Source organism: Enterobacter sp. RHBSTW-00975 (assembly GCF_013615235.1).
In the GTDB taxonomy this organism is placed as follows: domain Bacteria; phylum Pseudomonadota; class Gammaproteobacteria; order Enterobacterales; family Enterobacteriaceae; genus Enterobacter; species Enterobacter ludwigii.
Window position 1 is genome coordinate 3620310 of sequence record NZ_CP055883.1, and the last position, 16716, is coordinate 3637025.

15 protein-coding genes are annotated in these 16716 nt (G+C 56.5%); 2 read left to right on the forward strand and 13 right to left on the reverse strand.

Annotated elements, in window-relative coordinates; all coding sequences use genetic code 11:
* Positions 1–67: 67 nt before the first annotated feature.
* Entirely contained in the window at positions 68–1249 is a 1182-nt protein-coding gene (locus tag HV340_RS17390; RefSeq protein ID WP_014171291.1) for a PLP-dependent aminotransferase family protein, read from the reverse strand.
* A gap of 66 nt (positions 1250–1315) precedes the next feature.
* Entirely contained in the window at positions 1316–2224 is a 909-nt protein-coding gene (locus HV340_RS17395) for a LysR family transcriptional regulator (RefSeq protein WP_149376081.1), read from the reverse strand.
* A gap of 97 nt (positions 2225–2321) precedes the next feature.
* Here HV340_RS17395 and HV340_RS17400 point away from each other — a divergent pair, with 97 nt between their 5' ends.
* The gene (locus HV340_RS17400; protein WP_181216117.1) at positions 2322–2924 is read left to right on the forward strand and encodes a short chain dehydrogenase; all 603 of its coding nucleotides are present in this window, start codon (positions 2322–2324) and stop codon (positions 2922–2924) included.
* On the opposite strand, the gene HV340_RS17405 is transcribed toward HV340_RS17400, so the two are convergent.
* The 5 genes from HV340_RS17405 to HV340_RS17425 all read right to left on the reverse strand — a co-directional run bounded on the left by HV340_RS17405 (position 2918) and on the right by HV340_RS17425 (position 7699).
* On the reverse strand, positions 2918–3652 hold the full coding sequence (locus HV340_RS17405) for a class I SAM-dependent methyltransferase (RefSeq protein ID WP_181216118.1): 735 nt from the start codon (positions 3650–3652) through the stop codon (positions 2918–2920). The genes HV340_RS17400 and HV340_RS17405 overlap by 7 nt on opposite strands.
* A gap of 73 nt (positions 3653–3725) precedes the next feature.
* Complete coding sequence (locus tag HV340_RS17410; RefSeq protein ID WP_079231746.1) at positions 3726–4724, reverse strand: transketolase family protein; 999 nt, start codon at positions 4722–4724, stop codon at positions 3726–3728.
* On the reverse strand, positions 4724–5569 hold the full coding sequence (locus HV340_RS17415) for a transketolase (RefSeq protein WP_020883879.1): 846 nt from the start codon (positions 5567–5569) through the stop codon (positions 4724–4726). The genes HV340_RS17410 and HV340_RS17415 overlap by 1 nt, the downstream gene beginning before the upstream one ends.
* A gap of 12 nt (positions 5570–5581) precedes the next feature.
* Positions 5582–6331 (reverse strand): glucose 1-dehydrogenase, encoded by a 750-nt coding sequence (locus tag HV340_RS17420; RefSeq protein WP_014171297.1) that lies wholly within the window; start codon positions 6329–6331, stop codon positions 5582–5584.
* 36 nt (positions 6332–6367) lie between these two features.
* A complete protein-coding gene (locus HV340_RS17425; protein ID WP_153852630.1) occupies positions 6368–7699 on the reverse strand; it encodes an MFS transporter in 1332 nt (443 codons plus the stop codon).
* A gap of 281 nt (positions 7700–7980) precedes the next feature.
* Between HV340_RS17425 and HV340_RS17430 the strand changes: the two genes are divergently transcribed.
* Positions 7981–8901 (forward strand): LysR substrate-binding domain-containing protein, encoded by a 921-nt coding sequence (locus HV340_RS17430; RefSeq protein ID WP_032680431.1) that lies wholly within the window; start codon positions 7981–7983, stop codon positions 8899–8901.
* 18 nt (positions 8902–8919) lie between these two features.
* Here the strand turns inward: HV340_RS17430 and HV340_RS17435 are convergent, their stop codons facing one another.
* From HV340_RS17435 to HV340_RS17460, 6 genes are all read right to left on the reverse strand, one after another.
* Entirely contained in the window at positions 8920–10299 is a 1380-nt protein-coding gene (locus HV340_RS17435; RefSeq protein WP_181216119.1) for an amidohydrolase family protein, read from the reverse strand.
* A 16-nt stretch (positions 10300–10315) separates the two neighbouring features.
* Complete coding sequence (locus tag HV340_RS17440; RefSeq protein ID WP_063925514.1) at positions 10316–11266, reverse strand: carbamate kinase family protein; 951 nt, start codon at positions 11264–11266, stop codon at positions 10316–10318.
* Positions 11267–11310: 44 nt separating this feature from the next.
* Positions 11311–12855 carry a xanthine permease gene (locus HV340_RS17445; RefSeq protein WP_181216120.1) on the reverse strand — a complete coding sequence of 515 codons (1545 nt, stop codon included), beginning with the start codon at positions 12853–12855 and terminating at the stop codon, positions 11311–11313.
* 11 nt (positions 12856–12866) lie between these two features.
* Positions 12867–14282, reverse strand: coding sequence for a DUF1116 domain-containing protein (locus HV340_RS17450; RefSeq protein WP_181216121.1), 1416 nt, complete (start codon positions 14280–14282; stop codon positions 12867–12869).
* On the reverse strand, positions 14282–15823 hold the full coding sequence (gene fdrA, locus HV340_RS17455) for an acyl-CoA synthetase FdrA (RefSeq protein ID WP_181216122.1): 1542 nt from the start codon (positions 15821–15823) through the stop codon (positions 14282–14284). Before fdrA ends, HV340_RS17450 begins: the two co-directional genes overlap by 1 nt.
* 106 nt (positions 15824–15929) lie before the next feature.
* Complete coding sequence (locus HV340_RS17460) at positions 15930–16535, reverse strand: ankyrin repeat domain-containing protein (protein WP_020883872.1); 606 nt, start codon at positions 16533–16535, stop codon at positions 15930–15932.
* Between the last annotated feature and the right edge of the window lie 181 nt (positions 16536–16716).

The following is a 16716-nucleotide window of genomic DNA, read 5'->3' on the forward strand; positions in this document are numbered from 1 at the left end:
TTGCGGCGCTGGCCGCACTGCACAAGTAATGCGCATAACAGCACAGGTGCCATTATGCGCAGGTCTGTTACAGCGATTTTTTCAGGCGACGAACCGCCTCTTTCAGCTCTTCATCGGTTGGCGTGACAAACGACATGCGCAGCGTCGTATGGTCTGGCTCATTACAATAGAAGAACTCACCCGGCACAAAAACCACGCCGTTGCTTAACGTTTTTTCCAGCCAGCGCGTGGTGTTGATGCCATTGTTCATTTTGGCCCACAGGAACATTCCACCCTTCGGCTTATGGAACGTCATGACATCACCCAGTTCCGCCTCCAGTTCATTTGCAAAGGTCTGGTATTTCTGGCGGTAGGCTTCACGGATCATTTTAATCTGATCGGCCAGACGACCGGTTTTCAGGTACTCGTAGGTCATCAGCTGTGACAGCGTGCTGGTGTGCAGATCGGTGGTTTGCTTGAGATTAACCACCGCGCGTTTCAGCCACTCCGGTACCAGCACCCAGCCCACACGAGTGCCCGGGGCGAGGATTTTGGAGAAGGTCGAGGTATAGACGACGTTCTCTTCATTGCCGATATCTTTGGCATGGGCAATTAACGGGCGGAACACTTCATCGGTATAATTAATTTCGCTGTACGGATCGTCTTCGATAATAACGAAGTCATAGCGCTTCGATAATTCCACCAGCTGTTTACGACGCACCTCAGAAAGCGTTACCCCACCCGGGTTACCAAATGTCGGAACAATATAAACCGCCTTGATGGTTTTATTCGCCACCAGTGCTTCAAGTTCATCCACTTTCATTCCGTCGCCATCGGTGCCCACGGATTCAAATTTGGCCTGTGCCAGACCAAATACCTGCAGTGCCGCGAGATACGTTGGACGTTCGACGACGACGGTATCGCCCGGGTTAATTAACGCCCGCGCCAGCACGTCGAGAGATTGTTGCGAACCGGACGTAATGACCACGTCATCGGCCTTGCAGGCGATCCCACGGCCTTCACAGATGAGCTTAATTTCTTCACGTAGCCCCGGGATGCCTTCGGTCAGACCGTACTGAAAAGCTTCACCAAAATGCTGTGATAATACGGCATCAGCGGCAATTTTCAGGCCTTCATGATCGAACAGTGCAGGGTTAGGAATACCGCCACCCAGCGAAATCACCCCGGCCATTTTGCTATGTTTTAATAATTCACGGATGGCAGATGATTGCAGGCCCTGTGCGCTGCTGGCGAGTTTATTCACAGACATTCTTTGCTTACCTTCTTTTTTTATAATGTGCCTAATCTTAGTAGCATAAGTCTGCGGCTTTGATAATTACTTTTCTTCAACTGCATGGCCGAAATATTCCGCGCCCTGCAGAATATGCGCAACAAATTGCGTGAGCTTGGGTAGCGGACGTAAATCCTGGCGCCACAGCAAATGTACCGGTCGTGGCGCAGGCGTGTAGTTCTCCAGCACCTGCACCAGTCTGCCGCTCGCCAGCTCTTCTGCCACCAGCACTTCGGGTTGCAGTAATAATCCCGCCCCCGCTCTCGCCGCCATCCGTAGCCCATAGCCATCGTTGCAGCGCAGAATGGCATCGCGCTTCCAGCGCATCTCACCTTCACCCCCCGGCAGCCGCCATTCGTTACGTGCGGTCCACACCGTGTGTGACAGGCAGAGATGATCCGCCAGATCGGCAGGCGTTCGCGGCGTGCCGTAACGCGCCAGATACGCCGGGGCCGCGCAGATCACCATTCGGTACGGGCAGAGGTATTTCGCCACCAGATCGTCGTTATGAATGTCACCGATGCGAATGGCCAGATCGACCCCTTCATCTACCAGATCCACCATCCGGTTGGTCAGATCCAGCTCCACGCGCACGTCCGGGTAGCGCTGTAAAAAGGTCGCGGTGAGGGGGGCTATCACACAACCCCCAAACGAGGTGGGCGCAGTGACCCGCAAGGTCCCGGCTGGGGCCGCACGCAGTCGCTCAACCGCGCTTTCGGCGATAGAGACCTGCTCCAGCACCCGCTTCGCCTCGTCGAAATAGACCCGCCCGGCGTCCGTCAGACTTTGACGCCGCGTGTTTCGCTCCAGCAGCCGGGTGCCGAGCTGAGACTCCAGCAACGCAATGTACTTCCCCACCATCACCGCCGACATCTCCAGCCGGCCTGCCGCGCCGGTAAAACTGCCGCTCTCAACGACAGCAATGAAGGTCTCCATGCTGCGAAGCTTATCCATATTCCAAACCCCTGGTTAGCAATCCTCTAACTTTAGCCCAGTTTATCTGAGTTTTGATTTATTAAAGAATGAAGGCTCACAACCTAAGGAGTCAGCTATGAAAATCGTGATTATTGGTGCCAGCGGTACGGTCGGTCGTGCGGTGACAGAAGAGTTGAGCCGTCGCCACGACGTGATCCGCGTGGGTCGTACAAAGGGCGACTACCAGGTGGATATCACCTCTCAGGCCAGCGTCCAGGCATTGTTTGAAAACATCGGTGCGGTGGATGCGATTGTCTCTGCCAGTGGCGGCCTGCACTTCGGCCCGCTCGCAACCATGAAAGACAGCGATTTCAACCAGGGCTTGCAGGATAAGCTGCTGGGACAGGTTCGTCTGGCGTTGACCGGCCAGCATTATCTCAACGAAGGCTGCTCCATCACCCTGATAAGCGGGATCGTGGCGCATGAGCCTATCGCTCAGGGGGTGAATGCCACCACGGTGAACGCCGCCCTGGAAGGGTTTGTCCGCGCCGCGGCCTGTGAACTCCCGCGCGGGATCCGCATCAACCTGATTAGCCCGACGGTGCTTACCGAATCAGCGGAAGCGTACGAAGGCTTCTTCCCGGGCTTTGAAAGTGTTCCCGCCGCAACGGTGGCGCAGGCCTATCGTCGCAGCGTGGAAGGGGTGCAGAATGGACGGGTGTATAAAGTGGGTTACTGAGTCTTAGCGGCAGAAATCAGGACCAGCATCGGACGTTCCGCCTCTTCGGCCAGCGCGGGCCAGGCATCAATTTGTGCCTGCGTTGGTCCCCATTCGTTCACTTCCGTTATTGTCAGCCCCGCCTTAATAAGCGCATTGAGCGTGGTACCCAGCGTACGATGGTAGTTGATCACCCCGTCTGCCAGCCAGTTGCTGACGCGCTCGCCCTCATCCTGATAGCGATTAACGCCCCAGAAACGCTCGCCGTTGTCGTCGGTCAGCCAGCCCTGACGTGTGGCGCAGGTATAAATCGGATGTTCCATTGAAAAGACGAAGCTGCCGCCGGGTTTAAGCGCCCGCCGGATTTTCTCAAACAGGGAATCCAGCGCCGGCAGGTAGTGCAGCGCCAGTGAACTGTAGATCAAATCAACGCTGTTCTCAGGTAACGCCAGAGATGCCAGATCGCTGCGCTGATAGTGTATTTGCGCGTCATCCGTCAGTTCAGCCGCCCGGGCGAGCATCTTTTCGGAGAGATCAACGCCGGTCACTTCTGCCGCCCCCAGCGCGCGTGCAGCGCGACAGAACCAGCCGTAACCGCAGCCAAGATCGATAACTGACTTGCCGGATAACGGTGGCAGCATGCTTTTCAGCGCAGGCCATTCCGGTGCGCCGTCCAGACCCTGCACCGAACGCGGTAGCCGGGCATAGCCTTCAAAAAACGCCGGGTTGTCGTAGATGTTTTGTGCCATGACGGACTCCTTTATCGCAACAGAGGCGAGGGTAAAACACCCCTCGCCCGTTGACAACATACCCGTCTGAAAATCAGAGCCTGCGCCGGATCTTCTCCACCATGGCGTCAGTCGAAATCCCGTAACGCGCGTGAAGGGTCGGTAGCGCACCCGCATCAAGGAACGCATCCGGCAACGCAACGGTATCAAAGTCGACGTTAACGCGATGGCGCATCAACAGCGACGCCACGGCTTCACAAAGCCCGCCAACGCTACTGTGGTTTTCAGCCACGATAACCAGACGTCCGGGTTTCGCGGCTTGCGCCAGAATGGTCGCTTCATCCAGGGGCTTAATCGTGGGCGAGTGAAGTACCGCCACGCTGACATTATCCTTGCGCAACTGCTTTGCCGCCTCCAGTGCGCGCATGGTCATCAGCCCTGAGGCGATAATCAGCACATCACTGCCCTCTTCCAGCAGCGCGGCTTTGCCTATTTCAAACCGGTAATTGTACTGATCCAGCACCACCGGAACCTTACCGCGTAACAAACGCATATAAACCGGCCCTTCGTGGCTGGCAATGGCAGGCACCGCCTGTTCGGTGTCAATCGCATCGCAAGGATCGATAATGGTCATGCCCGGAATGCCGCGCATGATCGCAATATCTTCCGTTGCCTGATGGCTTGGCCCGTAGCCGGTAGTCAACCCCGGCAGCGCGGCGCAAATCTTGACGTTGAGGTGTTCCTCAGCAATGACCTGATGAATAAAATCGTAGGCACGGCGGGTGGCGAACACGGCATAGGTGGTGGCAAAGGGAATAAAGCCCTCTTTGGCCATCCCACCTGCCGCCCCCATTAACAGCTGTTCCGCCATTCCCATCTGAAAGAAACGTTCAGGGTATGCCTGAGCAAAGATATGCAGGTCGGTATATTTCGATAAATCTGCCGTCATGCCGACAATGTTCTGGCGCTGAGCCGCCAGTTTCACCAGCGCGTGGCCAAACGGCGCGGCCCGGGTTTCCTGCCCTTCCTCTGCAATTGAGGCAATCATGGCGGAGGTGGTTAAACGCGGTTTATTTTCGACGGGCTGGCTCATTACAGGACTCCTTCTGGTTTATTCGCATCGAGCACGGCGAGCGCCTGTTGCCACTCATCGGCATCCACGCGAATAAAATGGTTCTTGTCACGCTGCTCGAGGAAAGGCACGCCCTTGCCCATCAGCGTGTCGCACAAGATGACGCGCGGCTGTTGTTCGGGATAGCGTCTGGCATTATCAAACGCCGACACCAGCGCGGGGATATCGTTACCGTTAACGCGTTGTACATACCAGCCAAAGGAGGTCCACTTATCTTCCAGCGGCTCAAAACCGAGGATGTTATGTGAATTACCGTCCGCCTGTTGCCGGTTAATGTCCACCAGCACAATCAGATTCGAGAGCCCATGATGCGCGGCTGACATGGCGGCTTCCCAGGTTGAACCTTCGTCCAGCTCACCGTCAGACATGGAGTTAATTACCCACGCCGTGCTCTGTTTGTGCTTCAGCCCCAGCGCCATTCCCACACCAATGCTGAGTCCCTGCCCCAGAGAACCGCCGGAGATCTCCATGCCGGGTGTATACGTTGCCATGCCGGACATCGGCAGGCGGCTGTCATCCGAGCCGTAGGTTTCAAGTTCCTCTTCAGGAACGATCCCCGCCTCGATCAGCGCCGCATAATACGCAATGGCGTAATGTCCGTGGGAGAGCAGGAAGCGGTCGCGGCCTTCCCACTCCGGCTCCTGAGCCCTGAAGGTCATACCGTGCGCAAACGCAGTTGCCAGCACGTCGGCATAGCCCAGCGCCTGACCGATATAGCCCTGACCTTGTACTTCGCCCATTCGCAGCGCGTAGCGGCGAATGCGCCACGCGGCCGCGGCAACCTGTTGAACTGTCGTATTCGTCATTCTCGTCTCCCCTTAATGGATCAGCATGCCGCCGTTCACGTCGAGCGTGATACCGGTGGAATAAGAAGAGAGATCGCTCCCCAGGAACAGCGCGGCACGGGCAACATCCTGTGCATCACCAAGACGGTTGAGCGGAATACCCGCCAGAATGGCGGTTTTCATCTCATCGCTCAGCTTGCCAGCGGTGATGTCCGTCTGGATAAGCCCCGGGGTGATGCAGTTCACGCGCACGTTATCCGGCCCAAGCTCACGGGCCATGGCTTTGGCCAGCCCCAGCACGCCAGCTTTTGCAGCGCTGTAGTGCGGGCCGCCAAAAATACCGCCGCCGCGCTGTGCCGAAACTGAAGAGATACAGACAATGCTGCCGGACTTCTGTGCGCGCAGAGTGGGAATCACCGCCTGGGACATCAGCAGCGTACCGCGCAGGCTGACATCCAGTACGGCATCGTAATTGTCGCGCTTAATATCCATCAGTTTGAGCGGCTGGGTTATCCCGGCGTTATTCACCAGAATGTCGATGCGCCCATATTTACCCAGAACCTGCTCAATGGCTGCGTTCACCTGCAACTCGTTGCTGACGTTTGCCGCAAGCCCCAGATGCCCTTCACCCAGACATGCAGCCGCACGCTGGCTGGCCTCGGCATCTAAATCAATAATGACCACTTTCGCGCCCTGCTCGGCATATAATTTTGCCGTGGCGAAACCCAAACCGCGCACAGAAGCCGCGCCGGTAATCACGGCGACTTTATCTTTCAGAAGCATATATTTACTCCAGTATTGTAAGAGAGGTTTTATTTATTATTTCGGTTCTTCCAGCAAGATAATCATGACTAAGCCAATTGCTGCGCAAATACCGAAATAAATAAAGACAGAATTAAAGCTTCCTGTTTTATCCAGCAGATAACCTGCCAGCATCGGCGAAACAAATCCGCCGAGATTGCCGCCGCTATTAATAATTGATGCGGCGATGGGATACGTTTTGCTGTCCGCTACGGCCATTCCATAAGCGGTGAAGGCGGGCCAGCCTATATTCAGACAGAGACCAACAAAAAAGAGGCCGACACAAACCGCAACGGTGCTTTGCGGGATATTCAGCATGATGATCATCATCAGTACGGTGCTGATGGCTGTAAACATCATGGTCGGTTTACGCCTGCGCCCGAGCCATTTATCGGAGACATAGCCGCCAAAAATCGCGCCGATAAAACCGCCGATACACGGCATACTCGCGACGAGGCCCATACTCATGAACGTAAAGCCTTTTTCTTTCACCAGATAAAGCGGTATCCAGGTCAACAGGCCATACAGCACGCTGACCATCATGAAGTAGGCCACACAGTCACCGAGAATATTTTTCGATGTGAACAGACCTTTTACCGTGCTGATGGGCGACAGATCCCGTACGCGAATCAGACGGTCAAGGCGGGAGAAGCCGGGGGAAATCACGATATTTTCCCGTCTGGCATCCGGTGTCGCCTGACCTGCGGTAATGGTCTCCAGTTCGCCCTTTGACACGAAAGGGCTCTCGGAAGGCCGGGTACGTACCAGTAAATACCACAGGACAGCAATGACCAGCCCCGGAATGGCAAAAGAGAAAAAGACCCAGCGCCAGCCCCATGTCATGGCAATCCACACTGCCAGCGGCGGCACCAGGATGGGGGCAAACATGGTGGCAGCAATATAGACGCCGGTCGCCGTGGCCTTCTCTTTTGGTGGAAACCAGTTATTGATCGTTGATGCCAACCCCACCGGGCATGGCCCCTCGGTTAACCCCAGCCCGAGGCGGATAAACTTCAGGCCCAGCACTGAGGTCGCAGTCCCCATCAACCAGGTAAACGCCGAGAAGCCAAATATCGACAGCGCCACCATCCCGCGAATGCCCTTTTTGGCGATAAAAAAGCCCGCCGGTATTTGGCTCAGGGCGTATCCCAAAAAGAACATACTGGCGATCGCACCGGCTTCGAAATTATTGATATGAAACTCGTCGATGATAAAAGGAAGTACAGCACCAATATTTGTTCGGTCGGCATAGTTAATGGCATACACAATAAAAATTAATGCCAGCACAACGAAACGGTAATTGGTTTTCTTTGTCGCTATGTAGGGGGCAACTTGTTCTATACGAGACATGTTTTACCTCATTATTCGAACAACGTGAGTCGTTTTATTTATGCGTTCAACGTCAATATATCGGCTATCGAACGAAACACCATTCAATAAAACTCATTTATTGCTGAGATAAATTTGATACGCGATGCAGGTCATAAAAATAAAATGTAACCCTCATCAATATTCATCGATAAAACACTGTGAACAGGATCATGTTTAATCCATTCAGCCGGGTAAAAATTGCTGACGCGATGCCGCAATGTTATGTTTTTTAAAATTGTCTCGTTTAAAAGGAGTGGGCCATGCCCGCGCAGGATCGCCAGACCCTCCCCATACCCTCGCTGCGAAATATTCAGTCCTTTATCGCCGTGGCCAACTCTCTCAGTATCCATCTGGCAGCCGAACAGCTTAACGTCACCGCGTCAGCCGTCAGTCATCAGATCGCCTCGCTGGAATCCTGGATGGGGAAGAAGTTATTTATCCGCAGCGGCAAAGGCGTGACCCTGACCCCGACGGGGGAAAAATATCTGCGCGACGTCTCCGCAGCGATGAGCGCCATCGGCCGTGCAACCGAACAGGTGATGAAAGAGGCTGATAATCCGGTATTGCGCGTTCACTCTTCACCAACGTTTGGCCTGACGTGGTTGTTGCGCCGGCTCGGCAAATTTCGCAGTGAATACCCGGATATTACGGTCAATCTTTCCTGCTCCTACGAGAACCTGCAGTTTGCACGCGATAACATCGATATTGATATTCGCCACGGCATCCCGGACTGGGACGCTTACAGGGTCATGACCATTAAAAACGATGCGCTGGTGGTGCTGGCCTCACCGGCATATCTGCACGCACATCCCGTCAACACGCCGCAGGACCTGCTTTCACAGGCGCTTATCTCGTCGACCAGCACCCTCGTCAACTGGGAAAAATGGTTTGCCTGGCACAATATCGACCGCCCCTGGCTCAACTTCAGCCTGAGTTTTGATCGTTCCTACATGAGCTTTGAAGCCGCGCGTATGGGGCTGGGATTTATTCTGGAAAGCAAGATGATGGCCACCGATCACCTGAACGATGGCTCCCTGGTGCAGGTGCTACCAGATGAAACGGGGATCGCCATTAATGCGCATCATCTGGTGATGCCGCACATGAACGAGCGCACCTGGAAGATCCAGCAGTTTGTTGAATGGATTGATCGCGAGCTGCGTCTGTCGGGGTATCACCTGTAGCAATACCCCGACGTGGCGTCAGGAGACGGTGCCCCACACAAGATGGCCCTTATGGAAGGTCGCGGTACGCGGTGAAATCCGCGCCACGGCCTCGGCGGAACAGGAAGCGTCCACCAGCACAAAGCTGGCATCGTCCTGCGCTTTTGGCCACACGCGCTCGCCTTTGTCGTTCAACGGCAGCACATCACCGGTGGCGATACCCAGCGCGCGGGAGAGCGTCTGTTCATTCGGGCGAATATAGAGCTGGGCGTAAAGATTGGCTTTTTCCAGCATATCGCCCAGCCCATACGGCGACCAGTGGTCAATGACGCTGTCGGTGCCGGTCATGACGAACACCCCCTTGTCACGGAGTTGCTTCAGCGGCATATGCAGGGTGCCAATCGGCACCGTAGAGGCAATGGTCACCTGCTGCGCCGCCATGCGGGTGGCGATTTCATCGACCTGCTGCTCGTTGAGCGTGGCCAGCGCGAAGGCGTGGCTGATGGTCAGTTTGCCCTTCAGCGCGGGCGTTTTCTCCACGGTCTCTACCATGTAGTTCACCGCCGCGACGCCTGCCGGGCTGGTTTCATGCAGGTGGATGTCCACCCCTTTGTCATAATCCAGCGCAATCTGGAACATCGTGTCGAGGGATTTTTCCATCGCACCGTCCACGTTAGTCGGATCCAGACCGCCCACGTAGCGTGCGCCAGCCTGCATGGCCTCGCGCATCAGCGTTTCGGAGTGCGATAACAGCAAGCCGTGCTGCGGGAAGGCGACAATTTCACAGTCAAACCCCGGCTTGCGGCGCGCTAAGACGGCCTGGAGATTTTCCAGATTCTTCAGGCCGGATGTCGGCTCAATATTGCAATGGCTGCGGGCGAGGGTGGAGCCTTTCGACTGGATTAGGTCGATAAGCTTTTCCGCACGCTCCTGCGTGTAGGGCTGTAACTCTGGCAGCAATTTTTGTTCAAGACGGATCATGTCCTGAATGGTCGTGCCCGCCGGGCGGTTAAGGGAATGCCAGGGACCACCGTAAAAGGTTTTATCCAGGTGGATATGCATGTCGCGCATCGCCGGCAGCATCAGCTTACTGCCTGCATCATAGTGTGGCAGCGTGGCATCGGCATGGCTTTTGTTATCACGCAGGGCGACAATTTTGCCGTCATTAATTTCGAGTGTTTTCAGTTCGGTGCGGGTGCTTGTCGCCACGCCGCCGTCAACGTTGAACCCGGCCTCCAGCAGCACGTTATCCAGGTAGTAGTGTCTGGCGGTAATGTTCATGGTTTTGCCTGTCTCACAACGTGGTTTCGCAGTCTCTGCAGCATACGCGACGGAGCCAGTGGTGCCAAACAGGGCGCAGGCGGTAACCATTTTGCCGCTCTGGCTAATAAACTCGCGTCGGCTTTTATTCTCATTCATCTTCTCTTCCTTTTACTTACGCATTCACAATGTGGGTACCGGTCTCACCGCGCAGCGCCGCAGGCAGGCAGTCCGGCGAGGTGATGATCACGCGCTTGCCGCCGTCGTTCAGAAACGCCAGCGAGGCGACGATTTTCGGCAGCATGCTGCCCGCCGGGAAGTGCCCCTCCGCCACGTAGCGTTTCATCTGCGCCACATTCACCGTATCCAGCGCCTGCTGGTCTGGCTTACCAAAGTTGATGCACACTTTCTCCACCCCGGTGGTGATCACCAGCACGTCGGCATGGATCTCGCGGGCCAGCAGCGCGGTCGAGAGATCCTTATCAATCACCGCATCGACGCTCTGGTAATCCCCCTGCGCTGTGCGCACCACCGGAATACCACCACCGCCCGCCCCGATCACCACAAAGCCTTTTTGCGTCAGGGTCTTGATAGCCTCCGCTTCAACGATACGCAGCGGCTGCGGTGAGGCCACCACCCGGCGATAACCGCGCCCGGCGTCTTCAACAAAATGCCAGTCAGGATGGGCACGCTGGAGCGCATCACGCTGCGTCTCACTGAAAAACGCGCCGATAGGTTTGGTGGGATGGGCGAAACCCGGATCGTGTTTATCCACTTCCACCTGCGTGACGACCGTGACCGCTTTTTGCTCGCCGTGGGCGGCCATGCGGTTATTGAGTGCCTGCTGGATCAGGTAGCCGATACCGCCCTGGGTATCCGCCACGCAGTTTGCCAGCGGCGTGAGGGGTAGCCCTTCCCGCTCGTGAGCAATTTCAGCGCGGCGCAGATCCAGCCCCACCTGGGGGCCGTTGCCGTGAGTGAGCACGATGTCATAGTCAGACGCCAGCATCTCCAGCACTGACTCTGCAACCAATTTCACGGCCTGTGACTGGTGTTCAATGGACTGACTGGCGTTATCTTTGATAATGCTGTTGCCGCCAATGGCGACGACCATGAGCTCTTTCATAGTGTTTCCTTTGAAATGGTGCGGGGTGAGGACATCAGCCATTATCAGGACTCCGAAACCGGCGCTGCCGCGCTCACCGCGTCGCGGCTATCAAGAAAATGCTTCACCACAAACATGCCCCCCATCATCAGGTAGGCCGTGACAAACATCAGCGAACTGCCTTCGGCAAAGCCAACCACTGGCGCGTGGATCACGCCGAACAGCGCCAGCAACGCTCCAACGGCGGCGGCCACGGCTCCGCGCAGCGGTTTGTTGATGATGGCGAAGATAGCGATGCAGCCCCACAGCATGCTGGCGAGCGGTGCGCCGTTACCCAGATGCACCAGTCCCTGGTAGTAGATACCTTTGCTGTGCAGCACGTCGGTGCCAATTTTCGCCGCATTGGTCCCCGCCGCGCCCATCACGCTGTTCATCATGGTCAGCGCCCAGTTAGCGATCCACGGGAACAGGCAGATGAAGATCACGGGGACCTCCACTTTGGGCGTTTCCCTTACTACCTGGTTGGCGGTCACCACCCCGATAAACACCAGAATCGGCACGATGGCGGTCATCGGTATGATGGCGAGCATAAACGCCCCCAGCCCGAACAGCGGCACGATAAACATGGTCACACCGGAGGCCAGCGTGTAGCCAATGCTGGCCCCCATCGCTTTCCAGCCCGCGTGGCCGACGTAAACCGTCACCGGGAACGGGTTACCCATCAGACACCCGAGCATGGAGGCCAGCCCGTTTGCCAGCATCACCTTGCGGGTCGGGTACTCATCCCCCGCCGCGTGGGCGCTTTCGATGTTTTCCAGGTCAAAAATGTAGTTCGCCAGACCCAGCGGGACGGCAGAGGCCAGGTACGGTAATGCGTGCGGCAGTCCCTGCATAAAGCTGTCGACATGCACTTCCGGCGGGTTAAAGCCAAACGACGACATCGAGGCTTTGATGGCCTCCGGGCTTTGCAGACCGGAGATCCACGCCAGCGCGGTACCGGCAATCAGCAAGAGCAGGCCGGTCGGGATTTTGGCGAAGATCGGCTTTTTACCAAACCAGTTAATAAAGATCAGCAGCAGCACGATGAACGACACGGTAGGTGCCTCAAACGCCTGCAGCATCGGGTTCATCGCCAGCAGCAGCAGGCCCAGCCCGGACAGGCACGACAGCAGGACGGTACGCGGGGTCATCTTGCGGATGGTTTCCCCCAGGAACGAACCGCCCGCCAGAATCATCGCCTCCACGAAGCACCACACCAGACCAATCTGGATAGCGAAATCCGCATCACCGGTTTGCTGGTAGACCGGCATCAGCACCAGAAAGGTCACGGTGAAAATTGACGGCGCGCTTGGGCCAGACGGCAGCGCGGTGACATCCGTACGCCCGGTCTGGCGCGCCATCTGCAGGCCAAACCACGCGTAGCAGACGCTCGCGACCAGCACCGCCAGCCCGAAGGCTGGCGCAATGCGTCCATAAACAATCTCCTTCGGGATGCCGACGACAAAAATGAGCAGCCCCATCATGGTCAGCAAATTGGTCAGGTTGTTGGTCATCAACCCGAAATACGCCGCCCAGTCACCTCTTTTCCACTCCAGTTTCATGTTTTTCATGGATGCATGCCTTATAAAAAGTAGCGATCGCGGAAGGTCAACAGCGCCTTTTCAAAACAGCTAAACGGCGGGTGAACGATGCCCGCCCCAATCATGCCAATGCCTGCGTCTTTGTGCGCAATGGCGGTGTTAATGACCGGCAGAATGCCGCTGCCCGCGACTTTTGTGATGTCGATGGCGGTTGGAATGCCCATAAACGAGAGCAGCGGAATGGTGACGTTCGGGTTTTCGCCGAGGGTGATCTCGCGCATCTGACGGGAGAAATCGATGGCTTCATCCACCGTGCCACCCACCAGTGCCACAATCGCCGGGGCTGTGGCCATCGCAAAACCACCGATACCGTAGGTTTCGGTAATGGCGCTGTCGCCAATATCCAGCCCGGAGTCTTCCGGCCTGTAGCCCGCGAACATCGGCCCCATCACCTGCTGCGCCGGGCCGGTGAACCACTGCCCCGGCAGCCCGGAGATGCGCAGACCGAACTCGTAGCCGTTACGCGCCATGGTGGTGACCACGGTGCTGTACTCAATACCGTGTGCGGCATCCATGGCGGCTTTACACATCGCCATCCACGTCGGGCCGGAGAAGTAGTCGCTGCTGGCGACGAACTCAAACACCTCACGCTGCTGTGCCACCGGATACCCGGCCTGAATCAGCCCGGGCGTCAACGCCTGGATCAGCAGCGTGGTGCCGGCGTTGTTGCGGTTATGACACTCGTCGCCCATGTGCAGCGCCTGGGCCAGCATCAGGCGCAGGTCGATTTCACCAATGATTTTCATGGCATCGCGCAGCATCGGGCCGAGCACGTCACGCATCCAGTTCAGGCGGTCAATAACGCTCTGGTCGTTGGCGCCCATGCGCAGGATCTTCGCCATCTGCTCGCTAAGGTTAGTGAACGCCCGGTTGCCGTAGGTTTTGTTCTCAACGATGTGCATAAACATCGATGCCGAAGTGACGCCCGCCATTGAGCCTACGCAGTCATGCTCGTGACAGGGCGAGAAGGTGATCGCCCCTGACGCCGCCACGCGCTCCGCGTCGTCGATATCGCGTGCCAGCCCTTCAAACACCAGCGCCCCGGTCACGGCTCCTTTCATTGCGCCACACATGTTTTCCCAGCTGACGGGCGGACCGGCGTGCAGAATGGTGGTGCGGGTCATGCCCGGCACGACGTTGATCGCCTGGTCGTAGCCCACCAGCACCGGATGGGACTGGATAATGCGCTCAAAGGCAATCTTATTGGCGGCGGCGATTTTGTCAGCCAGTGGCGCAAGGGCCAGCTGATCCAGCGCCTCTACAACCTGCAAATTCCCCTGCCCCGGCGGCGTCCAGTCGAGCTGGGTCACGGGGATATGCTGCTTTTTGAGATCCGCACTGAACAGCGCGATACCGACGTTAATCACGTTCAACGGCTGGTTAAATAAGGTCGTCATCAGGCAGTCTCCCCTTTAAAGACAAATTCACGTGCCAGTAATCCGGTGTTGGAGCTGCTGCTCGCCCAGATCACCCCTGCCTCGGTCAGAAGCTGACACTGCTGTGCCAGGGACGGTGAGTCCTGGTCGGTTCCGAGCACATAGCCGAGAATTGCCAGCGGACGGTTATCGGCTTTCGCCGTCGCCTGCGCCTCTTTTATGGCCTCAAGCATCACGCCGACCGGATCCTCGTGCGCGCCAAAGCCCAGGACAAAGTCCATCACGATCACGCCCACCTCGGGGTCACGCGCCTCCTGCAACAGGCGGCTGATGCGGTTGGTCGGATCGATCATCGGGTGCGGTTTGCCGTGGGTGAAATCGTCATCTCCAAAATCAAGGAAGGTGTGGGCTTTACTGACGTTGATATCGTCCAGCCGTTTCGCCGGATCGGGTTGAATGTTGCTGTAGACGTCGTCGAACTTTTCCAGCGCGGCGAACATGGCCTCATCGCACAGGGTGCCGCCGCAGAACAGGCCGCGGATGTATTTCTGTTGGGGTGTCAGCCGGGCACGCACCTCTTCGATCAGTGGCCAGTTCAGCGGATGCAGGTCGAGAGACTCTTTTTTCACCCCCGTTAACAGCACGGCCTTCAGCGCCGCCTCTTTGGTGCCACGGGCGAACTGCAGGTTGCCTTCATCAGCCGGCGGCTGATGACGACCGAGGAAACAGACCACCACCGGTTTGCGGCAGGTGCGGGCGCGGGCCAGCACTTTTTCTGCCACCGACGGCGCAGGCGGTTTAGAGATGAGGGTAATCACCTGGGTGGCGTCGTCAGCGTCCAGCATCGCGATGGCATCCAGCATCATCAGGCCACCTATCTTTTCGCTCAGATCGCGCCCGCCGGTGCCAATCAGCTGCGACACGCCGCCGCCGAATTCATGGATCCGCACGCTCAGCTCCTGGCTGCCGGTCCCGGACGCCCCGATAATACCGATCGGTCCGCGACGCACCGCATTGGCGAAGCACAGCCCGGTACCGTTGATAATGGCCGTGCCGCAGTCCGGCCCCATCATCAGCAGCCCTTTCTGGTGTGCCAGCTGCTTCAGCGCCAGCTCGTCATCAAGGCTGACGTTGTCGGAGAAGAGCATGACGTTGAGATCGTTTTCCAGCGCCTGACGTGCTTCGCGGGCGGCAAACGTGCCGTTTACCGAAATCACCGCCAGGTTGCTCTCAGGACGATGGGTTTTCGCACTGGCAAGGGTGGCATAACGCGCTTCATGGCTCCCGCCGCTCTCCTTGCGGGTGAAAAGCGCTTCGATGGCTGCCAGCGTTTCGTCATTCGCCGCCTCGCCTTTAATCACAATCATTAAGTCGCCGTTTTTGGCATCCGCTAATTCCGGCGTTAATAGCCCGAGATTTTTTAATACGCCTTTGTTCATTTCTGTCGCCATAGCCACAAAAGCCTGCTCAACGCCCGGCAATTTATTGGCCTTCGTGGAAACCGACATCAATGACACCGAGTCAAAATAGGTATTCTTTTTTATGACGATTTTGGTGGGCATTATTTTCTCCTGAATGAGGATAAAAGGGGGCCGCCGTCGTGCAATAGGCACGTCGGTAAAATACTGTCTGAATGAGCGACCAGCCGGAAAAGGCTGGCCGAAGGAATTACGCGCCTGCGGCCAGCAGCAGGTCTGCTATCTGGTGGTAGCCTTTTTCCCGCGCCAGTTCGAGCGGGGTTTTGCCGTATTTATCGGTCATGTGCGGATTTGCGCCGTTATCCAGTAACAGCTTTACAATTTCCTGCTGTTTCGCGCCGCCATCGTTGAGGACAATCGCTTCCAGTAGCGGCGTCCAGCCCACGAAGTTGGTGTGGTTGACGTTAATATCGGTTTTCTCCAGCAGCTCGCGCACAATCTCAACGTGCCCTTTCTCGCTGGCAGGCGTAATGCCGACGCCACCGAAGCGGGTCAGGCGATCAAGATCCGGGTTGGCGGGTAAGACTATTCGCAGCAGGGTTAAATCATTTGTCAGGCAGCTAATCAGGAAGGGGTTAAAACAGGTCTGATCCTGTTGATCAATATCTGCTCCGGCGGCAATTAAAAATGCCACGCAGTCATAATGCTTTTTCAGGCTGGCAATAATAACGGCCGTTCTTTTCTGGCGTTGAGTGGCATTAATATCGACACCTTTTTCAAGGCAGGCTTTTAGCCCGTCAATATTGCCCTGCTCTGCCGCCAGCAAAAATTCAGTAACGAGTTCGTTCGCAGACATATTCAGACTCCCCATGATGTATTGCTCATGACCTGAGAATAGCAACAGCCTGGTGAGAAAAGAATCCGCTTAAAAATCATTCATCGACAGTCAATTCATTATTGAGTTAAATTCAACAATTCAGCCAAAATGTGCGGCCGTGCAATCTTTTACTTATGTTTTAGCGCTTTTATTCGCCTCA